This window comes from Blastococcus sp. SYSU DS0753 (genome assembly GCF_054051175.1).
Window position 1 is genome coordinate 134,280 of record NZ_JBJHAT010000006.1, and the last position, 21,272, is coordinate 155,551.

The following is a 21,272-nucleotide window of genomic DNA, read 5'->3' on the forward strand; positions in this document are numbered from 1 at the left end:
CCGCAGCGTGACAGTCGTCACCCGGAACGGTCAACGGTGACTGTTCCGGGCCCCGCACACGGCCTACTGTTCCGCGGATGAGCGCCGAGCCCGTCGCCGACCGCGCCGCTGCCGGGCCCCGCTCGCGCTCGGAGCGGACCGCCGACAGCCGCCTGCTGATCCTCGACGCGGCCGTGGCCTGCCTGGTGGAGGACGGGTTCACGGGCGCCTCGACGCTCGCCGTCCAGGCCCGGGCGGGGGTCTCGCGCGGCCGGCTGCTGCACCACTTCCCCTCCCGGGCCGAGCTGCTCGTCGCCGCCGCCGAGCACCTGTCCACGACCCAACTGGACGAGGTCCGTCGCCGGGCCGCCGCGCTGATGGAGGACGAGCCGACCGGGCGGGAGCGGGTGGATCGGGCGATCGACCTGATGTGGGCGACGTTCCAGGAGCCCCCGTTCTGGGCGGCGATGGAGCTCTGGACGGCGGCGCGCACCGACCCCGAGCTGCGCGCGGCCCTGCGCGGGGAGGAGCGGCGGCTGCGGGCGTCCATCGCCGCGGTGGCCGACGGCATCTGGGGGCCGGAGATCGCCGGCGCCGCCACCTACGCCGACCTCTGCGAGCTGCTCTTCACGAGCATGCGGGGCGTGGCGCTCGTCTACGCGTTCGAGGACCGGCCTGCCGCCACGGACCCGCACCTGGCCCTCTGGAAGCGCCTCGCCGCGCGGCTGCTCGCCCTCGACAGTCAGGGTTGACCGCTCCGCCCTCGGTCGCCACCATGACGCAGATCACACCCGCGTCGGACGTCGAGGAGCAACCCGTGACCGTCGAGATCCCTCCCCTGCAGGGCCGGGGCATGACCCTGAGCGACCAGCTGGCCCGCTGGGCCCGCGCGACACCGGACTCGACGGCGCTGCGCTTCGAGGGGACGGGGCGCAGCTACGCGGAGCTGGACGAACGCGTCACCCGACTGGCCCGGGCGCTGCGACAGCGCGGGGTCGGCACCGGTGACCGCGTCGCCGTCCTGACCCTCAACGGCATGGAGGGGTGGGAGTCCTACCTCGCCGGCGTCCGGCTGGGCGCGATCGTCGTCCCGGTGAACTTCCGGCTGGTGGCCGACGAGGTCGCCTACGTGCTCACCGACTCCGGCGCCGTTGCGCTGGTCGTGGACGCGCCGCTGGCGGAGGTCGCCGCCAAGGCGCGCGAGCAGGCGCCGGACGTCGCCGCCGCCCTGGTGGTCGGCGGCGGGGACGCCGGCCCGGGCAGCGAGGACTACGAGACGGCGCTCGCCGCCGCCGGCACCGACCCGCTCGACGTCGTGGTCGACGAGGACGAGCCGGCGTTCATCATGTACACGTCGGGCACGACCGGCCGCCCCAAGGGCGCGGTGCTCACCCACCGGAACCTGCTCCTGCACGCGTTCAGCCAGATCACGACGCTGGGCTGGGACCCCGACGACCGGGTGGGCGTGCCCGGCGCGCCGCTGTTCCACATCGCGGGCCTCGCCGGCGGGCTGCCCCCGCTGCTCCTCGGCGGCGTCCACGTGATCATCAAGTCGGGCGCCTTCGACCCGGCCGCGACGCTGGACATGATGGAGCGGGAGAAGGTCTCCAGCATCTTCCTCGTGCCCGCGATGTGGGCCGCCGTGCTCGCCGTCCCCGACCTCGCCTCCCGCGACCTCTCGTCGCTGCGGCGGGTCTCCTGGGGCGCGGCCCCCGCCTCCACGACGCTGCTCCGCGCGCTGATCGACGCCTTCCCGCAGGCGGAGGTGATCACCGCGTTCGGCCAGACCGAGTGCAGCCCCGTCACCTGCCTGCTGCGCGGGGAGGACTCGGTGCGCAAGATCGGCTCGGTCGGCACGCCGATCCTCAACGTCGAGGTCCGGGTGGTCGACGAGGCGATGGAGGACGTCCCGCGGGGCGAGGTCGGCGAGATCGTCTACCGCAGCCCGATGGTGATGAAGGAGTACTGGAACAAGCCGGAGGCGACCGCCGAGGCCTTCGCCGGCGGCTGGTTCCACTCCGGCGACCTGGTGCGCCAGGACGAGGACGGCTACTTCTACGTCGTCGACCGCAAGAAGGACATGATCATCTCCGGCGGGGAGAACATCTACTGCGCCGAGGTGGAGAACGTCCTGGCCGCCCACCCGAAGGTCGCGGAGGTCGCGCTGATCGGCGTCCCCGACAGCCGGTACGGCGAGGCGCCGCTGGCCGTCGTCGCCCCGCGCGACGTGGCCGACCCGCCCACCTCCGAGGAGCTCGGCGCCTGGTGCCGCGAGCGGCTGGCCCGCTACAAGAACCCGCGGGAGTACTCGGTGGTCGGGGCGCTGCCGCGCAACCCGAGCGGCAAGGTGCTCAAGACCGCCCTGCGCCAGGAGCACTCGGCGGGCTCCCTGGTCGCCGAGCCGGTCGTCTAGTCAGTCGGCCTGCCCGGGACGCACCAGCCCCGACTCGTAGGCGACCACCACCGCCTGCACCCGGTCCCGGACCCCCAGCTTGGCGAGCACGCGCGCCACGTGGGTCTTCACCGTGCCCTCGCCCAGCACGAGGCGGTCGGCGATCTCGGCGTTGGACAGGCCCCGGGCGACCAGCCGCAGGACCTCCTCCTCGCGCGCGGTCAGCCGGTCGAGGCCGGGTGCCCGTGCCAGGGTCGGACCGACCCGCCGCACGTGGTCGTCGAGCAGGCGGCGGAGCAGGCTGGGCGCGAGCAGCACGTCACCGGTACCGGCCGAGCGGACGGCGGCGACCAGCTGCTCGCGCGGCATCGACTTGAGCAGGAACCCGGCCGCCCCGGCGCGCAGGGCCTCCACCAGGTGCTCGTCGGCGTCGAACGTCGTCAGCATGACCACCGCCGTCGCCGCCGCGGGGTCGGCGCAGATGCGGCGGGCGGCCTGGATGCCGTCCAGGCGGGGCATCCGGACGTCGACCAGCGCGACGTCGGGGCGCAGCTGCCGGCACAGGCCCACGGCGTCGACCCCGTCACCGGCCTCCCCGACGACCTCCAGCCCGGCCTCGGCCTCCAGGATCATCCGCAGCCCGGCCCGCACGAGGGCCTCGTCGTCGGCCAGCAGCACCCGGACGCTCATACCGCCGCATGCTCCGGCACCGGGACCGGCAGCACCGCGCGGATGGTCCAGCCGGTGCCGTCGGCCCGCGGCCCGGCGGTCAGGCAGCCGTCGAAGAGGGCCACGCGCTCCCGGAGACCCAGCAGGCCGTGCCCCGCCCGCCCGGGATCGCCGCCTCCCGGGCCGTCGTCGGACACCTCGACCGTCAGCGCCTCGGCGGCGAACTCGAGCACCACGCTGATCGGCGCGCCGGGGGCGTGGCGGAGCGCGTTGGTCAGCGACTCCTGCACGATCCGGTAGGCGGTCGCCTCCACGGCGGCCGGCAGCGGGGGCACGGCGCCGTCCGCCGTCATCTCGACGTCCCGCCCGGCCGCGCGCGCCGCCACGACGAGCTCTTCGATGGCGGCGATCGAGCCGGGCAACGGGTCCGCGGGCCCTTCCTCCGGGTGCTCCCGCAGCACGCGCAGCATCCGGTGCAGGTCGTCGAGGGCCGTGCGGCCGGACGCGAGCACGACGTCCAGCGCCCGGGCCGTGGCCGGCTCCCGAGCGCCCAGGCTGGCCTGCGCGGCCTCGGCGTGCAGGAGCATCAGCGTGACCCCGTGCCCGACGACGTCGTGCATCTCGCGGGCGATCCGGCGGCGCTCGGCGGCCAGAGCACCCGCCCGCTCGGCCTCCTGCCGGCGCTCGCGTTCCCGCGCCGCGACGGCCTCGCGCTCGGCCGCGACCGCCCAGTCCAGCCGTTCGCGGGCCAGCCGGGCGAACACCCAGACGACGACCGGGATCGCCATGTTGGCCACCTCGTCCGCGGCGTTCACCGGTCGGTCGGCGACGAACGGGTAGACCTGCACGGCGGCCAGGACGGCGAGCAGCCCGAGGACGGCGTCCCGGCGGCGGTCGGCGTACTGGGCCACCGAGTAGGTCAGGACGAGGACGGCCACGAAACCGGCGACGGCGGGCGCCTCCCCCAGGACCGTCTGGAAGGCGAGCCCCGCTGCGCCGACGACGGCGGCACCCACCGGCCTGGCACGCCGCGCCACCAGGCTCGCCGTCATGACGGCGAAGGCCACGTGCTGCAGGCCGCGCGGACCGCCGAGCTCGTCGGCCGCGAGCAGCTCGACCTGACCGGCGACCGTGAGCCCGACGGCGAGCACGCCGTCGCGCACCGGCACCGGGAGGGCCCGCCACCTGCTCAGCACGCCTCGCATGGCGGGCAGCGTAGGACCGTTCCGGCGCCCGGCGGGTCCCTCCGACGACCGATGCGGGGTCTGCCTCGCGGGGGATGCCCCGGCGACGCCCCGACCCCGGGATCGGCCCGGAGGGGGACGGCGTGCCGGGCCGCGGCCGCCAGCGTGGGCCCGACGGCGCGGACCGCGCGCCCACCACCAGGAGGAACCGCCATGACCACGTCCACCCCCACCGCCACGGCCACCAGCGACCCGGCCGGGGTGCAGCACGGCTCACCCGTCCCGGCCGTGGCCGGCATCGGCGCGCTGGGCGCCTTCGCCGCGGCCGCCGTCGTCCTCGGCGACCCGCTGGCGGGGGCCGGGAACGCCCAGGAGGCCGCGGCGGCGCTCGGCAACGCACCGGTCACGCTCGCCGCGACCCTGCTCGGCGGTTACGCGCTCCTCGCCACCGCGGTGGCCGGCGCACTGGCCCGGCGGCTGGGGCGCTCCGGCGAAACCGCGGCCGTGCGGCTGCTGCCGGTTCTCGGCGCCGGCCACGTGCTGCTGCTGGCCGCGACCTTCACCTCGCTGGCGGCGGCGGTGGTCGTGGGCACCCGGGTGCTGGGTGGAGGGGTGACCCCGACGGGCGCGGAGACAGGGCTGATCGTGATGAACGTCGTCCACCCGATGGCCGCCTGGGTGGGAGCAGGGTTCCTCATCGCCGTGGCGGTGGCCGCCCGCGGCACCTCCCGTGCGCTGACGATCGTCAGCGCCGTCTTCGCCGCGGGTCTTCTGCTGCCCCCGGTGGGCTGGGCGGTCACCTACCTGATGGCCTTCTGGTTCGCGGGCGTCGGCGTGTGGCTCTGGCGCCGGCACTGAGGCCGGTTCGCGGCACGACGGTCCGGCTCAGGCCGCGGGGGCCTCGCCGGTCACGAACAGCTCGCGGGAGACGACGCCGGTGTCCGGGTTGTCGGTGAACATCCCGTCGATGCCGGCCTCCCAGAAGGCGGTCTGCTCCTCCAGCGCCCGGCCGTAGTCGTCGGGCGCGACGCCGTCGCGCAGCGCCGGGGGCAGGAAGACGTTCTCGTTGCGGAACGTGTACGGGTGCACCAGCAGGCCGGCCTGGTGCGCGTCGTCGACCAGCGCGGTCGGGGTGCCGAGCGTGCCGTCGGGGTTGCGCGGGATGACCAGGTTCTTGTCCGGGCCCACGCCCTCGGCGTACTCGGCGATCTCCTGCAGCCCCTCGGCGGTCGTGAGGTCGGCGTAGGTGCGCGGGTCACCGGCGACGGTGAGGTCGTAGGGCTGCCCGGAACCCGACAGCAGCTGCACCAGCGGCACCCGCACCCCCTGCTCCTCCAGCTCGCGCAGGTTCGTCGTCTCGAAGGACTGGATGAACACCGGCGAGTGGTGCTTGTGCACCCGCGCCTCGCGCAGGTCGGCCATCAGCGGCTCCTCGAGGGAGAGGCCGATGGAGTCGAAGTAGGTGGGGTGCTTGGTCTCGACGTAGACGCCGATCTCGCGGCGCAGCTCCTTCGTGAGCCGCGCCCGCAGCTCGAGCACCTCGTCGAGGGTCGGCACCTGGTAGAGGCCGTCGTAGAGGGTGTTCTCCTCACGCACCTCGGGCAGCCGCTCGACAGCCCGGAGGGTGCGCAGCTCGGCGAGGGTGAAGTCCTCGGTGAACCAGCCGGTGAGCTCCGCCCCGTCGATGACCTTGGTCGTGCGGCGGTCGGCGAACTCCGGCCGGCTCGCGACGTCCGTGGTCCCGGAGATCTCGTTCTCGTGGCGGGCGACGAGGACACCGTCCTTGGTGCTCACCACGTCGGGCTCGATGTAGTCGGCACCCATGCGGGCGGCGAGCTCGTAGGCCGCGAGGGTGTGCTCCGGCCGGTAGCCCGAGGCGCCGCGGTGACCCACGACGAGCAGGTCGTCGGCGAGGGCGGTGGCGGGCTCGGGGGCCGGCGGCTTCGGCGCGGCGGTCGCGGGGACGGCCGCCGGGACGGCGAGGGACAGGGGGACGGCGACCGCGACGGCGGCGACCGTGGCACGCAGGCGGCGTACTCGGGACATCGGGGCTCCCGCGGGCTCGGACGGCGACCGTCGCCGTCGGCTCCGCGAGGTGATCCCAGCGAGGCCAGGTGCCCGGAGGCGGTCCCCCGCCACAACTCCGGGTGACGAGCTGGTGGCGTGCCCGTGTCGCCGGCTCAGCCGGCCCAGACCTCGCCGACGCGCGCCACGACGGTCGCGGCCTGCGCCCGGCCGGCCCGCGCTGCGGGCTCCCGCGCGGCGGGGTCGAGGACGTTGCGGCCGATCGCCGCGCGGGCGGCCTCGTCCGGCGAGACGACAGCGACCCGCGCCACCATGCCGGTGACCTGCGCGTCGACGCTGGCCATCGGGCCGACGCCGCGCGGGATGGGGGCGAGCACGACCAGCCGGTCGTATCCCTGCACCAGGTCGGCATTGGCGGCCGAGCGCATGCCGCCGTCGACGTACCGGCGATCGCCGATGGTCACCGGCGGGTAGACGCCGGGCACCGCGCAGCTCGCGGCCACGGCCTGCACCAGCGGGACGCCGGACTTCCGGTCGAAGGTGCGGAACTCGCCGGTGGCGGCGTCCACCGCGGTGACGACGAGCTCGCGGTCCGGCCAGTCGCGGGAGACCAGCCGCGAACCGATGACGTCCAGCCGCTCCTGCTCGGTCGGCGTCGCCCCGGCGGCCTCCGCCGCGAGCGCCAGGGTGCCGATCCGGCGGCGGAACTCCACGTCGCGGCCGCGGCTGGCGACCATCGCCCAGCCGTAGCGGAGCAGGTTGCCGCGGGTCATCCGGGCCACCCTCTCCTGCACCGGGGGCTCCAGCTGCCGGGCGTACATCTCCTCCAGCGGAGCCCCGCTGGTGATCTGGGCGCCGACGACGGAGCCCGCCGAGGTGCCGACGACGAGATCGGCGCCGGTGAGGTCGATCCCTGCCTCGGCCAGCCCGGCGAGCACGCCGATCTCCCAGGCGATGCCGGTGATGCCCCCGCCGCCGAGAACGAGGGCGGTGCGCTGGTCGCTCATGCGACTCATCCTCACAGACCCCTCGACATGCGCTGTGAGCTGGGCCACCCTGTGGCTCTGATCATCCCGACGAGAGGAAACGCATGACGACCGTGCAGCCCGCCCCGACACCCACCGCGGCCAGCTGGCCGCCCGGGCTGCCCCGGTCCCTGGACTACCCGGCGGTGCCGGTGGGGTCCATCCTGCGGGCCGCGGTACGCCGGTGGGGTGACCGGACGGCGTTCGTCGACCACGACGTGCCGCTGACCTTCACCGAGTTGGGAGCTCGCGCGCACGCGGTCGCCGGCTGGCTGGCCGACCACGGGATCGGCCGGGGTGACGTCGTCGCCGTCCACATCCCCAACTGCCGGCAGTACCCGTCGCTCTACTACGGGATCCTGCTGTCCGGCGCGACCTTCTCCCCCACCAACCCGCTGCTCCCGGCGGCCGACCTCGCCGCCCAGCTCAGCGACGCCGGCGCGACCGTGCTGGTGACCTGGGACCAGGTGCTGCCCTTCGTCCGCGGCGCGCTCGCCCAGACCCCGGTGCGGACCGTCGTCGTCACCGGCGAGGCCCACGTCCTGGACTTCGCCGCACGGCTGGACGGCCTCGAGGACAGCGACGTCGACCTCGCCGACCTGCTGGCCGGCGACCCCACCGACCGGCACCTGGACGCCGACCTCGACGTCGCGACCGACCTCGCGCACCTGGCCTACACCGGCGGGACGACGGGCGTCAGCAAGGGCGTGGAGCTGCCGCACCGCAACGTCGTCACCAACGTGCTGCAGTCCAGCTGCTGGACCTCCGGCGCCGTTCCCCTGCTCGACGAGCAGGGCGACGTGACGCTGGAGCAGGTGCTCGGCCCCGACGAGTACCCCACCCGCCTGGGCGAGGCGCGGATCATCAACCTCACGCCGTGGTTCCACGCCATGGGTGCGATCGGCTACCTCAACGGCATGGTCATGGGCGGCACGATGACCGTCATCCACATGCGCTTCGACCCGGTGAAGTACGTCGAGGACATGATCAGGTACGAGGTCACCACGATCGGCGGCGCGCCGCCGGTCTTCGTGGCCCTGCTCCAGGTGCCCGGCTTCACCGAGGCGGACCTGTCGCACGTCCGCGGCATCAGCAGCGGCGCCGCGCCGCTGCCGGTCTCGCTCATCGAGCGGATGCAGGCGCTGATGCCCAACGCCACGATCGGCGAGGGCTACGGCCTCACCGAGGTCACGATGATGGCCACCGGCAACCCGACGTTCCGCTCCGGCACCCGCAAGCCGGGCACGGTCGGGGTGCCGATCTTCGACACCGAGATCACCATCCGCCCGATCGGTGGCGGCGACCCGCTGCCGACCGGTGAGCGGGGCGAGGTCTGCATCCGCGGCCCGCAGGTGATGCGCGGGTACGCGCACCGCCCCGAGGCCACGGCCGACGCGATCGACGCCGACGGCTGGTTCCACTCCGGGGACGTGGGCATCCTCGACGGCGACGGCTACCTCTCGATCGTCGACCGCACCAAGGACATGCTGCTCTACAAGGGCTACAACGTGTTCCCCCGCGAGCTGGAGGAGATCCTGTTCGGGGTGCCCGGCGTGGCCGGCGCGGCGGTGGTCGGCCGCCCCGACGACGAGGTCGGGGAGCTGCCGGTGGCGTACGTCGTGCGCAAGGACGACGCGGACGGCGCCGCGCTGACCGCCGAGTCGGTCATGGCCGCCGTCAACGACAAGGTGACCCCGTACAAGCGGCTGCGCGACGTGCGCTTCATCGACGCGATCCCGGTCTCGGCGGCCGGCAAGGTGCTCAAGCGGGAGCTCGCCGCTCGCGAGCGCGAGGCCGTCGGCGGGTGAGCCGACGCGCGCCGCCGCACCCCGAACGGGTGCGGCGGCGCGCATCCGCGGTCCGCGCTCACTATCGTCCGCGGCGTGGACGAGCAGCGGAACGGTCTGGAGACCGAGCACACCGGTGTGCGCATCGCGCACGTCGAGCAGTCCCCCGTCCGGCAGGTCGGGCGCCGGGTGCTCATCGCGGCCGCCGTGCTGCTCGTCGTCGTCCTCATCGTCTACATCGACCGGGACGGCTACGCCGACAGCCGCGGCGACGAGATCTCGGTGCTCGACGCGTTCTACTACGCGACGGTCAGCCTCTCCACCACCGGCTACGGCGACATCACGCCGGTCACCGACGAGGCGCGCCTGATCAACGTCCTGCTGATCACGCCGCTGCGGATCATGTTCCTGATCGTCCTCATCGGAACGACCCTCGAGGCGCTGACCGCGCGCTCCCGGGAGGAGTTCCGCATCCACCGCTGGAGGTCCCGCGTGCGCCAGCACGTCATCGTGTGCGGCTACGGCACCAAGGGCCGCAGCGCCATCCGCTCCCTGCAGGCCAGCGGTACACCGCTGGAGAAGATCGTCGTGGTCGACCCCGAGCCCCGGGCGATCGACGAGGCCAACGCGGTGGGGCTCACCGGCATCGTCGGCGACGCCGGCCGCACCGAGGTGCTCCGCCGGGCGGCCGTCGAACGCGCCCGGTCGGTGATCGTGGCGGCGAACCGGGACGACGCGTCGGTGCTCATCACCCTGACCGTCCGCCAGCTCAACCCGAGCGTGCCGATCACCACCAGTGTCCGCGAGGAGGAGAACGCCAACCTCCTGCGGCAGTCCGGTGCCGACACGGTCATCACCACGTCGGCGACGTCCGGCCGGCTGCTGGGTCTCTCCACCGACGCCCCCCGGGTGGTCGCGGTGGTCGAGGACCTCGTCACCGGGGGCCAGGGCCTGGACCTGCACCAGCGGACGGTCACCACCGACGAGGTGGGGCTGGGGCCACGCCAGCTGCGCGACATCGTGCTCTCGGTGACCCGCGGCGGCCGCACGCTGCGCTTCGACGACCCGCTGATCGGCACGCTGCAGCCGGAGGACGTGCTCGTCGTGGTGAAGGCGCACGACCCGGGGAGGGCCATGCGTCCGCCGACGCAGTAACTCTTCGCCGTCCTCCGGACGACACCGCGACCAATTGCCGTTCCCGGCTACGACGAGCGAGTCCGCCGTCCCTACGCGGACCCCTCCGGGGTCCACTCGGCACGACCCGGCCGCGCAGCCCCACCTGTGACCGCCGCGCCCAGCTGATCGGCTCGTCGTCGGAGGCCGCCGGCACGGTCGGCCACCCGATCGTGACTACGGCGTCGTGCTGACCAGCGCCCACTCCTGCGCCCGGTGAACCCCCGATCGCGGGCGCGGTCCTGTGTCGGACCCGCGCGGACAGGCATCATCACCCCGACGCCGGGGACGCCCTCCGGGACCACGCATGAGGAGAAGACCGTGCCGAGCCCTCGACGGACCGACCGTGTCCGCCGGAGACGGCGGACCGACCTGCTGGTCTGCGTGCTCCTGGCCGTCGCGGTGGGCGTGCTGACGAGCGTCGTCGCCCTCGCCGGCGGTGGCGAGCGGGTGCGTCTGCTGTGGGTCGCGGCGACGGTCGCGGAGGACGGCAGCGCCCGGATCACCGAGGTGATCGACTACGACTTCGGCGGAGAGGACCGGCGCGGGATCCTCCGCCAGGTCCCGGGCCTGGACCCCGCTGAGCCGGTCGAGGCGACGTCGCCGGACGCCCCCGACGACGTGACCGTCAGCGCGGACGGCGAGATCCGCGTCGGCGACCCCGACCGGACGGTGACCGGGCGCCACCGGTACGTCCTCGGCTACACCCTGGACGGCGTCGTCTCCGGCGACCGGCTGGCCTGGGATGCCGTGGGCACCGGCTGGGACATCCCCATCGACGAGGTCCAGATGCACGTGAGCGCACCGGCCGAGCTGGCGGGGAGCCGCTGCGCCGCGGGCGAGGGGGGATCCACCGACCCCTGCGACGTCGAGCCGGCCGGGCCCGGCCGGCTCTCCGCCCGGGTGGACTCCCTGGACGCCGGGGAGGGCGTCACGGTCTCCGCCACGACGGGCGCCGCCCTCGACGGCGCCCCGGCGCTGCCCGCACCACCGGCGACCGCGCCTCCGGCGGGCGGCACGGGTCCGCTGCTGCCCGGAGCCGTCGCCGGCCTCGCCATGCTGCTCGCGGCCGCTGGCGCGCTGGCCGTGATCAGGCGCGCCGGCCGGGAGCGGGTGCCGGCGGTCGGCATCCCGGTGACCTCCGCGCCCGGTGAGGACGCGCGGATCGACCTGGCCACGCTCGCCGACCACGCCGTCCCCTCGCCCTCCCTGCCCGGCAGCCTGCCCCCCGCGCACGGCGGCGTGCTGCTGGCCGGCTCCGTCACCCCGGCACACAAGACGGCCTGGCTGATCGACCAGGCCGTGGCCGGCACCATCGACCTGGAGTCACCGGACGGGCAGCCCGAGGAGGTCGTCCTGGTGCGGCGGCAGCCGGGCGACGGGGAGGTCCGCCGGCTGCTGGACCTGCTGTTCCGCGACCGGGACCGGCTCCCGCTCGGCGAGTACGACGAGGGCTTCGCCGCGGGCTGGGCGGAGCTCGGCACGCATCTCGACACGTGGCAGAGCACCAGCGGCCTGTGGGACGGCGACGCCGACCGCCGCGCCGGCCGGCTTCGGCTGCTCGGCGGCCTGGGCGCCGTCGTCGGCGTCGCCGGGGCCCTGTTCGCCGGCTACCTGTCGATCCAGGACGTCGGGCTGCCGCTCGCGCTGGCGGCGGCCGGTGGCGCACTGGCCGGGGCGGGCGCGGCCACCGCGGTCGCCGGGTGGGAGTTGCGGGTGCTCACGTCGGCCGGCTCCGCGGCGTGGCTGCAGGTCGAGTCGCTGCGGCGGTTCCTCGCCGCGTCCCCGCCGACGGCGCTCGACGAGGCGATCGCCTCCGGTCAGCTCGGCCGCTACACCGCCTGGGCCGTCTCGCTGGGTGAGGCGGAGCGGTGGTCGCAGCTCGCCTCGTCCGTCGACGTCCCGGCCCGCTCGGGCCAGGATGCCCGGTACCTGCACTACGCGGCCTTCGGGCCGGTCCTCCTCGCCGGCTGCAGCACGGCCGGCACCGCGCCGTCGTCGTCCACCTCCGGCGGGAACGTCGGCGGGAGCGTCGGGGGCGGCGCCGGTGGAGGTGGCGGCGGCTCCTGGTGACCTGGTGGTCGCCGCTGCCCCGCCACGCATACACACGTTGGGCCCGGTCGGATGACCGGGCCCAACGTGGTGGAGCTTCAGGGGTGGAGGTGGCGGGAATCGAACCCGCGTCCTTCGACGCATATCCAGGGCTTCTCCGAGCGCAGTTCGCTACTGCCTCTGCTCGACCCCATCGATCTCGCGAACAAGTCGATGTGACGGGCCCAGTCGCTGTGAGGTGTCCCATGAACGCCCGCGACCGGCGCTCATGGTGAGTCATCTAGCTGATGCCAGGATCCGGGCCGATGACGAACCCGGGCTGACAGACTCACTCCTGCTGCTTAGGCAGCGAGAGCGAAGTCGCGCTGACTGGAGTCGGCGCTTGTGTGTTTTGCAACGCATGGTTAACGAGCTCATCGTTGCCTTCCTCGGCTCGCTTCCCCTGGACACCCGACCGAAGTCGAGACCAATCACCCCCTGTGTAGTTGTGCAGTCAGGGTAACGGCCCGGTCCAGCCGGTTGTTCCCCCCACACCGCGGCCCCGTCCAGAGGCTCGTCGCGAGCTCGCGAGGGACGAGGAGGACGGGGTCCTCTTTCAGATCCAGTCGCGCCGCTTGAACACCAGGTACAGCGTGAGGCTGACCCCGAACATCAGCAGCAGCGCGAACGGGTAGCCCCACACCTCGTCGAGCTCGGGCATGTGGTCGAAGTTCATGCCGTAGACGCCGCCCACCAGACTCGGGGCGAACAGGATGGCCGCCCAGGCGGAGATCTTCTTGACCTCCTCGCCCTGCGCGATGCTCGTCTCGGTGAGCTCGCGGATCTCCTCGTTCTGCCGCTGCGCCACCAGGGTGGCGTTCACGGTGAGGATGTCGCGCAGCTGCAGGCGGAAGCCCTCCACCCGCTCGTTCACCTGCACCACGTGGTCGGCGACGTCGCGCAGGTAGCTGCGCAGCTCCTCGTCCACGCCGTACTTGTCGAAACCGGCGGTGATCGCGGCGATGATGCCGGTCAGGGGCTGCGCCGCGCGCTGGAACTCCAGCACCTCCTGCGACAGCTCGTAGATGCGCCGCGAGACCCCGGGGTCGCCGCCGAACACCTGGGTCTCGATCTCGTCGATGTCGTTGGCCAGGCCCTCGACCACCGGCCCGTACCCGTCGACGACCGCGTCGAGGGCCGCGTACAGCACCGCCTCGCTGCCCTTGGCCAGCAGCGCGGGATCGCTCTCCAGCCGGCGGCGCACCCGGGCCAGGTCGGGGGACTCGCTGTGCCGCACCGTGATCGCGAAGTCGGGCCCGAGGAACAGGTGCAGCTCCCCGAACTCCACCTCCTCCAGCGCGTCGACGTACCGCGCCGCCTTGAGCACGACGAACAGCGTGCTGCCGTAGCGCTCGAACTTCGGCCGCTGGTGGGCCTTGATCGCGTCCTCGACGGCGAGCTCGGGCAGGTCGAACAGCTCGGCCAGCGCGCCGAGCTCCCCGGGCTCCGGCCGGTAGAGCCCCAGCCAGGCCAGCCGGTCCTCGCCGAGCGCGAGCTCCTCCCGGCTCTCGGCAGGTGAGTCGGGCGTGGCCACGCGCCGGCCGTCGGAGTAGACGGCGTTGTCGACGATCCGCGACGGTTCGGACACCAGGGCCGACACCGACGTCGCCCCCGTAGCCGGCGGGGCCGGCTGCCGGACGGGCGGGAAGAGCTCGAGCCGCGGACGGCGGGCGAGGGTGGACAGTGCGGTCAGCGGCGCACGGCGACGCTCGGCCATGACGGACTCCCGGGGCGAGGGGACGGCGGTGGGCACCGGTGCGGTCCTCGCGACCTCCCAGCGGGGAGGGGCGCCTCAGCGGGCGGGGAGGACCTGGGGACCGGTACTGGGAGGCTCACTTCGCACGGCGTCCCCCTCCCGGCTCCGGGCTGCTCGCGCCCCTGATCTCGGCCGTCGTCCATCCTCCCACGCGGGCGCGGGAGCGCGGACCGTGTCCTCGCCCACACGGGTGAACCGGGTGGCCGCGCCGGTCAGCCGACGGCGCCCAGGACCAGGTCGACCAGCAGCGGGAGCAGCAGCACGATGAGGATCGCGCCGAGGACGTCGAAGGAGATGCCCGACCGGATCATCTTGGTGATCGGCACGACGCCGGAGCCGTACACGATCGCGTTCTGCGGCGTGGAGACCGGGAGCATGAAGCCGAAGGAGGCCGCGAAGGTCGCCGCCAGCGCCGGGACGAACGGGTTGATCCCCGCGGCCACGGCCACCGGGATGATGATCGGGACGACGACGGCGGCCGACGCCGTGTTCGACGTCGTCTCGCTGATGATGATCGCCAGGATCACCGCGAACACGGTGATCGCCAGCGTGCTGGTCAGGCCGAGCCCGTCGGCCGACGCCTGGCCGATCGTCTCCGCCAGGCCGGTGTCGGCCAGCAGCGAGCCGAAGATGATCCCGGTGCCGAACAGCAGGATCGTGCCCCAGTCGATGGTGGCCGCGTCGCTCCAGTTGAGGGTGAACTCCCGGCGCTTCCAGTCGGTGGGCAGCAGGAACAGGAGCGAGGCCCCGAGGACGGCGACGATGCCCTCGTCGAGCCGGTCGCCGAGCGTCGCGTACAGCTCCGATTCGGTGCCCGCGGTCAGCGCGATGACGCCGGGGAAGATCCACAGCGCCACGGTGACGCCGAAGGCGATCAGGGTGTTGCGCTCGGCGCCGGAGAAGGGGCCGAGCTCGGCCCGCTCCTTCTGGACGTACTCGTGCACGCCCTCGATCCGCTTGATCTCCGGCTTGTTGATCAGCAGCAGCACGACCGTGAGCGCGACGAACATCAGCGCGCAGATCGGCAGCGCCATGAGCATCCAATCGAGGAAGCCGATCCGCTCCCCGGTCGCCTCCTCGATCAGCCCGCGGCCGATCAGGTTGGGCGGGCTGCCGACCGGGGTGAGCAGGCCCCCGACGCCCGCGCCGTAGGCCAGCATCAGCATCAGGGCGACGCCGACGCGCAGCCGGAGCGGGTCGAAGTCCGGCTTCACCAGCTCCTTGTCCTGCAGCAGCTTGGCGATCACCGACAGGATGCCGATCGCCGTGGGCAGCAGCATCGCGACGGTGGCGGTGTTGGACACGAACGCCGACAGCACCGCAGTGATGAACCCGAAGGCGATCACGACCCGGGTGGTCGAGGCACCGACCCACGTCAGCGACAGGATGAACATCGCGAAGCGCCGGGCCACCCCGTGCTTGAGCATGGCCGCGGCGAGGATGAACGCGCCGATGAAGGTGAACACCGTCGTCGAGCCGAACGGCGCCAGCGCGTCGTCGGCCGGCACCACCCCGAGCACGGCGATCGCGGCGACGCCGATGAGGCCGCCGATGGGGATGGGCACCGGCTCGGTGATCCACAGGACGATGACCCCGAGCAGGATCGCGGCGAGCAGGTGCTGGTCGCGCGGCAGGTCGAGCGGGACCAGCGCGAAGACCAGGGTGACCAGCGGCGCGAGGAACAGACCGACGGTGCGCCGGCCCTTCTCGAACCGTTCCTCGGCCGGGCTGAGCTGCTGCTCCCCCAGGCTGCGGTACGTGGCGCTGCCGCGGAAGGCGGCGTCGACGTCGGTGCGCTGCGCCGCCCCCCGGCCGTGGGCGGCCGCCTGGACCGCGCCCTGCGATCGCTCGGTCGACGTCATGACGCCCCCCTCAGGCCGGCTCCGGCGGCATGACCTTAGGGCCGCGACCACCGCTCAGCGACCTGGAGAACGCACCGGTCCCTGAACGGTGACGCAGCAGGGGCGGCGCCGGCTCAGCCGCGGCCGAAGATGCCCTGGTCGAACGCTCCGTTGGCGGTGATCACGCGCGACAGCCCCTTGCCCAGCTCGACCACGCGGGCGGTCTTCTCCGCGCCCAGCGACAGCCACGGATCGGCGGCGAGGGCGTCGGTCTGCACCTCGATGCGGGCGCGCAGCTCGGCGCCCTCCTCGGTCAGGCCGGCGTCGTCGAGGAGCCCGCGGTCGGCCAGCGCCGCGCACCCGGCCGCCCACTGCTCGTCGCTCCACCCGCGGGTCGCCTTGGCCGCGGGCACGGTGAACCCCCGGCCGGTGGCGCAGTGCGTGATCAGGGCCTCCAGCCCGGACAGCCCGGCGTGCACCAGGACGGCGACGTGCCCGTCCCCGCGGTGCTCGCGCAGCAGCGTGGCGCCGTGCCACAGCGCCAGCAGCGGCTCCTCCGGCCACGGCAGGTCGGCGTGCCCGGCGTACAGCGGCCGGCCTTCCGCGCTGAGCCCGGCGCAGGCCTCGCGGAGCAGCCCGGCCAGCTCGGCCACCTCGGGGCTCCCGGCGGTCTCCTCGCCGAGCAGGCGGGTGAGGGAGGCGCGGGCGGCGTCCAGGCGGGCGGCGAGCACCTGCTCGGGCGTCGCCAGCGACCACGCGCGCGGGATCATGTGCGCCACCAGCGAGGGCGCGAAGTTGTAGAAGGTCGCCGTCACGACCCCCGCGCCGACGGCGCCCATGGCCGCGGCCCGCCCGGCGAAGTAGACCATCCGGCCCGGCCGCAGGCCGACCGCACCGAGGTGCTCGTCCTGCTCCGGGGCGAAGTACAGCTGCGAGTGCAGCGGGTCGATCGCGCGGTGGGCGCGGCCGACGAGGGCGGGATCGAAGACGGGCGCGGACTGCTCGGCGCTGACCATGGGCGCACCCTAGCCAGCCACCACCGCCGGCAGTGACAGGGACCACGTCACCCGGGTCCGGACCGTGCGGAAACCGAGGCTCTCGTAGAGCCGCAGCGCGCCGGTGACGTTGTCGCTGTCGACGTCGAGGACGGCGGCCCGGCAGTCGTGCGCGGCGGCTGCCGCCAGGCTGCGGCCGATCATCGCCGCCGCCACGCCCCGCCCCCGGGCGGCGGGCAGCACGCCGATCTGGCCGAGGACCACCTCGCGGTGCCCCTTCGCCCGGGTGTCGGCCTCGTAGACGTAGCCGAGCACGTAGCCCTGCACCGCGCCGTCCTCGACGGCGAGCACCGACAGATCGGGCCGGAAGGCCCGCGCGCCGGTGAACAGGCGCTGCCACGATGCCTCGTCGCGCTCGCTGGAGCCGTGGTGCTCGGTGAACGCCGCGTTGTGCGCCCGGCGCACCTCGTCGTCGCGGTCCCACTGGAACGGGAGGAGCTCGACACCCGGGACCTCCCGCGCCTCGGGGAGGTCGGTGAGCGGCCGCTCCATGGTGCGGTACCAGCGCTCCGCGGTCAGCCCGCGCCCCTGCACCAGGCGCTCCAGGGCCGGCTGGCTGCCGAGCACGCCCACCACCAGCCGCGCCGGCGCCTCGGGGTGCCGCTCGGCGTGCACCTCCGCCCCGCGGGCGAGCTGCCAGTCCAGCAGGGCGGCGCCGATCCCGCGGCCCCGCTGGTCGGGGCGCACCCGGCCGTCGAGGACGATCCGGAAGGCCTCCCGGAAGGTGGGGCTGGCGGAGACGACCGCGACGCCGGCGAGCGCGCCGCCGGCGTCGCAGACGGCGATCCCGTCCCGCCCGGGGTCGACGCCCCAGCCGGTCCACTCGTCACCGATGTCGTCGGCGTCGGGGAACTCGCCGGAGTCGTCGAGCGGTTCGGCGGCGACGAGCAGCTCGGCGACCGCCGCGGCGTCGTCGGTGCACAGGGGGCGGGCGGTGCAGCCGTCGGGGACGGCGGGGAGCGCGGGCACGAGGGCCGAGGCTAGGCAGTCGCCCCGGCCCGGCGCGAGCCGATTTACCGGAGCCGCACGAACAGGCAGAACGGGTGGCCGGCCGGATCGGTGAAGACGCGGACGTCCTCCTCCGCGTCGGTGTGCCCGCCGACCCGGCGCGCACCGGCCTGCTCCGCCACCGCGGTGAAGGCGTCGAGGTCGTCGACCTGGAAGTCCAGGTGCTGCTGCATCTGCTGGGCGCCCGGCTGCGGTGGCCACACGGGCGGCACGTGGTCGTCCTCCCGCTGGAACGACAGCCCCGGACCGCCGTCCTCGGGCCGCAGCGTGGCCCACTGCGGATCGTCGTCACGGATCGGCCAGCCGAGCAGGCGCTGGTAGAAGCGGGCCAGCCCCTGCGGGTCCGGGGTGCCGAGGACGGTCGCCGTCAGGCGGATGCTCGGGGTCACGCCTCGATCCTGAACAGCCGGGCCCCGTTGTGCCACAGGACGGCGCGCAGCCACTCCTCCCCCAGGTCCAGCCGGTGCAGCGCAGCCAGCTGGTGGGCGTAGGGATACGGGATGGACGGGAAGTCGCTGCCGAGGAGCACCTTGTCCCGCAGCGCGGCCAGCCGCGGGAGGTCCGCCAGGTCGAAGGGCATCAGCCGCTGGGTGAAGTCCGTGGCGAACATCGTGGTGTCCAGGTGGACCCGCTCGTAGCGCTCGGCCAGGTCGAGGAACTCCCGGTACTCCGGCATGCCCAGGTGGGCGATCACCAGCTGGAGCCGCGGGAACCGCTCGAGCAACCCCTGCATCGGCACCGGGCCGGTGTGCTCGCCGGCCAGCGGGCCCGAGCCGCAGTGGATGACCACCGGGGTGCCGGCCTCCTCCAGCCGCGCCCAGACGTCGTGGAGCAGCCGGTCCCGCGGGTCGAAGGCGCCGACCTGCACGTGCACCTTGAAGATCCGCGCGCCGCGGTCGAGGGCGGTGGCGACGTAGCCGTCGACGCCCGCCTCGGGGAAGAACGTCGCCGACTGCAGCACCTGCGGGCGTTCCGCGGCGAACTCGGCCGACCACTCGTTGAGCCAGGCGGCCATGCCGGGCTTGTGCGGGTACGGCAGCGTCGGGAAGGCGCGCACCCCGAGCCGCGCCAGGACGGCGAGCCGCTCCTCCTCGGGCAGCCGGTAGGCCACCGGCCAATCGGCCCCGTAGTGGGTGCCTGCGGCCTCGAAGTACTGCCACACCTTCGCCTGCACCCGCTCGGGCAGGACGTGCACGTGCACGTCGACCAGCCCGGGCAGACCCAGCTCTCGCCAGTACCGCGGGACGTCGGCGTCGTCCGCCGGGGGCTGGACGGTGCTCACGGGACCGTGACGACGACCTTGCCGCGCACGTGCCCGCCGGCGACGAGCTCGTGGGCCTGGGCCGTCTGCTCCAGCGGGAACGCCTTCGCGACCGCCACCCGCAGCTGACCGGCGTCGGCCATGCGGGCCAGCTCCTCCAGGTCGTGCCGCTCCGGGCGGACGAAGACGTAGCGCCCACCCATGTCGTTGACCGAGGGGTCCACGACGCTGGCGATGCGGGCGACGTCGCGCACCTGCTGCGGCGCGTCGGCCAGCGTGTCCCCGCCGTTGAGGTCGAGCACGGCGTCCACCTTGTCGGTGAGCTGCTCGCTGATCGGGCCCGCCGAGTAGTCGAGCACCTCGGCGGCGCCGGCCTCGCGGAGGAAGCCGTGGTTGCGGGGGCTCGCGGTGCCGATGACGTGCGCGCCGAGCGCGACGGCGATCTGCACGGCGAAGAAGCCGACCCCACCGGCGGCCCGGTGCACCAGCACGCGGTCGCCCTCGCCGACGCGGAGCGCCTCGGTGAGCGCCTGGTAGGCGGTCAGGCCGGCCAGCGGCACGCCGCCGGCCTCGGTGAACGACAGGGACTCGGGCTTGTGCGCCAGGCAGCGCTGCGGTGCGGGGACGAGCTCGGCCGCCGTCCCCCACTGGACGTCGTCGCGCCGCAGGTAGCCGAACACCTCGTCACCGGGCTTGAAGTCGACGATCGCGGGGCCGACGGCCTCGACGACCCCGGCGAGGTCCCAGCCCGGGACGATCGGGAAGTTGTGCGGGAAGAAGGCGGACAGGCCGCCTTCGCGGATGCCGATGTCGACCGGGTTGACGCCCGCGGCCCGGGTGCGGACCAGCACCGTGTCCGGGCCGACCGGCGGCTCGGGGAGGTCGTCCCGCAGCTGCAGGACGTCCACGCCCCCGAACCGGTCGTACGCGATGCCTCTCATGCGCTCACCGTATGCGCGCCCTGTCAGCGTCGCCGCCCGCCCGTCCCGGGACGCCGTCCACCGGCCGGCCACTCGACCACCCACTGCTCCCCGACCGGCAGCGCGGCCCACCGGCGGGCCGCCTCCCGCACGGCCCGGACGGCGGCCTCGACCCGGTCACGCGGGAGACCCGCGGCCGCGACGTGGGCAGGCAGCACCTCCTCGCCCCGGGCCAGCCGGCCGACGACGTCCGCGACGGTCTCCGCACGCTGCACGGCCTCGGTCCGCTCCCGCTTCAGCCGGTCGGACCGCTCGGCGGAATGCGGCGGCCGGCGGCCGGACACGTGCCGCATGCTGCCCCACACCACGCCGTCGGCGACGCAGCCCCAGACGCCGTCGTGCAGCGGCAGCGCCGTCTCGACGACGGCGTGCACCAGGTCGTGCGGCAGGTCGGCTCCGCCCCCGGCACCCCGCATGGCGAACACGACGCCGTCGTCCCGCTCGACCAGGGTCTCGACCGGCCGACGGTCTGCCATCCGCTGGAAGGTCATCCGCACGGCCCGAGTGTTCCGGGCCGCTCAACCGGTTTTCCGGCGACGCCCGTTCGTCAGCGACGGCCCTTCACGTAGCGGCCGAACGCCTTCTGGATCTCCCGGCGCGAGTCGCGCTCGGCGAGGTCGTGCCGCTTGTCGTAGGACTTCTTGCCCTTGGCGAGCGCGAGGGTGGCCTTGACCTTGCCGTCCTTGAAGTACAGGTCCAGCGGCACCAGCGTCAGGCCGCCCTCGCGGGTCTTGCCCATCAGCTTGTCGATCTCCTCGCGGTGCATGAGCACCTTGCGCTTGCGGCGCGGGGCGTGGTTGGTCCAGGTGCCCTGCACGTACTCGGGGATGTGCACGTGCTGCAGCCACACCTCGCCGTCGTCGATCGAGGCGAATCCGTCGACGAGCGAGGCACGGCCGGCCCGCAGGCTCTTCACCTCGGTGCCGGTGAGCACCAGGCCCACCTCGTAGGTGTCGAGGATCGAGTAGTCGTGCCGCGCCTTCTTGTTCTGGGCGATCAGCTTGCGCCCGGTCTCACGCGGCATGGGACCAGGTTACCGCCGCCGC

The 21,272-nt window shown here is 74.1% G+C and carries 19 protein-coding genes and 1 other RNA gene; 6 read left to right on the forward strand and 14 right to left on the reverse strand.

All coding sequences use genetic code 11. The features are described 5' to 3' along the window. Nucleotides 1-77: 77 nt before the first annotated feature. On the forward strand, nucleotides 78-731 hold the full coding sequence (locus tag ACI799_RS07790; RefSeq protein WP_456612799.1) for a TetR/AcrR family transcriptional regulator: 654 nt from the start codon (nucleotides 78-80) through the stop codon (nucleotides 729-731). 65 nt (nucleotides 732-796) lie between these two features. Beyond that, nucleotides 797-2,392: a long-chain-fatty-acid--CoA ligase gene (locus tag ACI799_RS07795; protein WP_456612800.1), complete on the forward strand. Its 1,596-nt coding sequence runs from the start codon at nucleotides 797-799 to the stop codon at nucleotides 2,390-2,392. Here ACI799_RS07795 and ACI799_RS07800 read toward each other — a convergent pair whose 3' ends face one another. After that, nucleotides 2,393-3,061, reverse strand: coding sequence for a response regulator (locus ACI799_RS07800; protein ID WP_456596814.1), 669 nt, complete (start codon nucleotides 3,059-3,061; stop codon nucleotides 2,393-2,395). After that, nucleotides 3,058-4,245, reverse strand: coding sequence for a sensor histidine kinase (locus ACI799_RS07805; protein ID WP_456612801.1), 1,188 nt, complete (start codon nucleotides 4,243-4,245; stop codon nucleotides 3,058-3,060). Before ACI799_RS07805 ends, ACI799_RS07800 begins: the two co-directional genes overlap by 4 nt. Nucleotides 4,246-4,437: 192 nt before the next feature. Here ACI799_RS07805 and ACI799_RS07810 point away from each other — a divergent pair, with 192 nt between their 5' ends. After that, nucleotides 4,438-5,082 carry a hypothetical protein gene (locus tag ACI799_RS07810; protein ID WP_456598901.1) on the forward strand — a complete coding sequence of 215 codons (645 nt, stop codon included), beginning with the start codon at nucleotides 4,438-4,440 and terminating at the stop codon, nucleotides 5,080-5,082. A 27-nt stretch (nucleotides 5,083-5,109) separates the two neighbouring features. Here ACI799_RS07810 and ACI799_RS07815 read toward each other — a convergent pair whose 3' ends face one another. Then, a complete protein-coding gene (locus ACI799_RS07815) occupies nucleotides 5,110-6,270 on the reverse strand; it encodes a glycerophosphodiester phosphodiesterase (RefSeq protein WP_456612802.1) in 1,161 nt (386 codons plus the stop codon). A gap of 134 nt (nucleotides 6,271-6,404) precedes the next feature. Next, a complete protein-coding gene (locus ACI799_RS07820; RefSeq protein WP_456587387.1) occupies nucleotides 6,405-7,256 on the reverse strand; it encodes a patatin-like phospholipase family protein in 852 nt (283 codons plus the stop codon). An 83-nt stretch (nucleotides 7,257-7,339) separates the two neighbouring features. Here ACI799_RS07820 and ACI799_RS07825 point away from each other — a divergent pair, with 83 nt between their 5' ends. The 3 genes from ACI799_RS07825 to ACI799_RS07835 all read left to right on the forward strand — a co-directional run bounded on the left by ACI799_RS07825 (nucleotide 7,340) and on the right by ACI799_RS07835 (nucleotide 12,307). After that, entirely contained in the window at nucleotides 7,340-9,082 is a 1,743-nt protein-coding gene (locus ACI799_RS07825) for a class I adenylate-forming enzyme family protein (RefSeq protein WP_456612803.1), read from the forward strand. 75 nt (nucleotides 9,083-9,157) lie between these two features. Continuing rightward, nucleotides 9,158-10,216, forward strand: a complete 1,059-nt coding sequence (locus ACI799_RS07830; RefSeq protein WP_456587385.1) for a potassium channel family protein — start codon at nucleotides 9,158-9,160, stop codon at nucleotides 10,214-10,216. Nucleotides 10,217-10,555: 339 nt separating this feature from the next. Then, nucleotides 10,556-12,307 (forward strand): DUF2207 domain-containing protein, encoded by a 1,752-nt coding sequence (locus ACI799_RS07835; RefSeq protein ID WP_456612804.1) that lies wholly within the window; start codon nucleotides 10,556-10,558, stop codon nucleotides 12,305-12,307. An 81-nt stretch (nucleotides 12,308-12,388) separates the two neighbouring features. Here the strand turns inward: ACI799_RS07835 and ssrA are convergent. From ssrA to smpB, 10 genes are all read right to left on the reverse strand, one after another. Further along, nucleotides 12,389-12,764, reverse strand: a transfer-messenger RNA (tmRNA) gene (gene ssrA, locus ACI799_RS07840). A gap of 117 nt (nucleotides 12,765-12,881) precedes the next feature. Further along, nucleotides 12,882-14,078 carry a CorA family divalent cation transporter gene (locus tag ACI799_RS07845; protein WP_456587383.1) on the reverse strand — a complete coding sequence of 399 codons (1,197 nt, stop codon included), beginning with the start codon at nucleotides 14,076-14,078 and terminating at the stop codon, nucleotides 12,882-12,884. 215 nt (nucleotides 14,079-14,293) lie between these two features. Then, nucleotides 14,294-15,943: an SLC13 family permease gene (locus ACI799_RS07850; RefSeq protein ID WP_456612805.1), complete on the reverse strand. Its 1,650-nt coding sequence runs from the start codon at nucleotides 15,941-15,943 to the stop codon at nucleotides 14,294-14,296. 113 nt (nucleotides 15,944-16,056) lie between these two features. After that, nucleotides 16,057-16,938 carry an SCO6745 family protein gene (locus ACI799_RS07855; RefSeq protein WP_456612806.1) on the reverse strand — a complete coding sequence of 294 codons (882 nt, stop codon included), beginning with the start codon at nucleotides 16,936-16,938 and terminating at the stop codon, nucleotides 16,057-16,059. A 9-nt stretch (nucleotides 16,939-16,947) separates the two neighbouring features. Continuing rightward, a complete protein-coding gene (locus tag ACI799_RS07860; RefSeq protein ID WP_456612807.1) occupies nucleotides 16,948-17,946 on the reverse strand; it encodes a GNAT family N-acetyltransferase in 999 nt (332 codons plus the stop codon). A gap of 44 nt (nucleotides 17,947-17,990) precedes the next feature. Then, nucleotides 17,991-18,374 (reverse strand): VOC family protein, encoded by a 384-nt coding sequence (locus ACI799_RS07865; protein WP_456598896.1) that lies wholly within the window; start codon nucleotides 18,372-18,374, stop codon nucleotides 17,991-17,993. After that, a complete protein-coding gene (locus ACI799_RS07870) occupies nucleotides 18,371-19,267 on the reverse strand; it encodes an amidohydrolase family protein (protein WP_456612808.1) in 897 nt (298 codons plus the stop codon). Before ACI799_RS07870 ends, ACI799_RS07865 begins: the two co-directional genes overlap by 4 nt. After that, nucleotides 19,264-20,187, reverse strand: coding sequence for an NADP-dependent oxidoreductase (locus tag ACI799_RS07875; protein ID WP_456596825.1), 924 nt, complete (start codon nucleotides 20,185-20,187; stop codon nucleotides 19,264-19,266). The genes ACI799_RS07870 and ACI799_RS07875 overlap by 4 nt, the downstream gene beginning before the upstream one ends. Before the next feature lie 23 nt (nucleotides 20,188-20,210). Then, complete coding sequence (locus ACI799_RS07880; RefSeq protein ID WP_456598893.1) at nucleotides 20,211-20,702, reverse strand: hypothetical protein; 492 nt, start codon at nucleotides 20,700-20,702, stop codon at nucleotides 20,211-20,213. 71 nt (nucleotides 20,703-20,773) lie between these two features. Continuing rightward, a complete protein-coding gene (gene smpB / locus ACI799_RS07885) occupies nucleotides 20,774-21,250 on the reverse strand; it encodes an SsrA-binding protein SmpB (RefSeq protein WP_456587375.1) in 477 nt (158 codons plus the stop codon). Nucleotides 21,251-21,272: the final 22 nt, after the last annotated feature.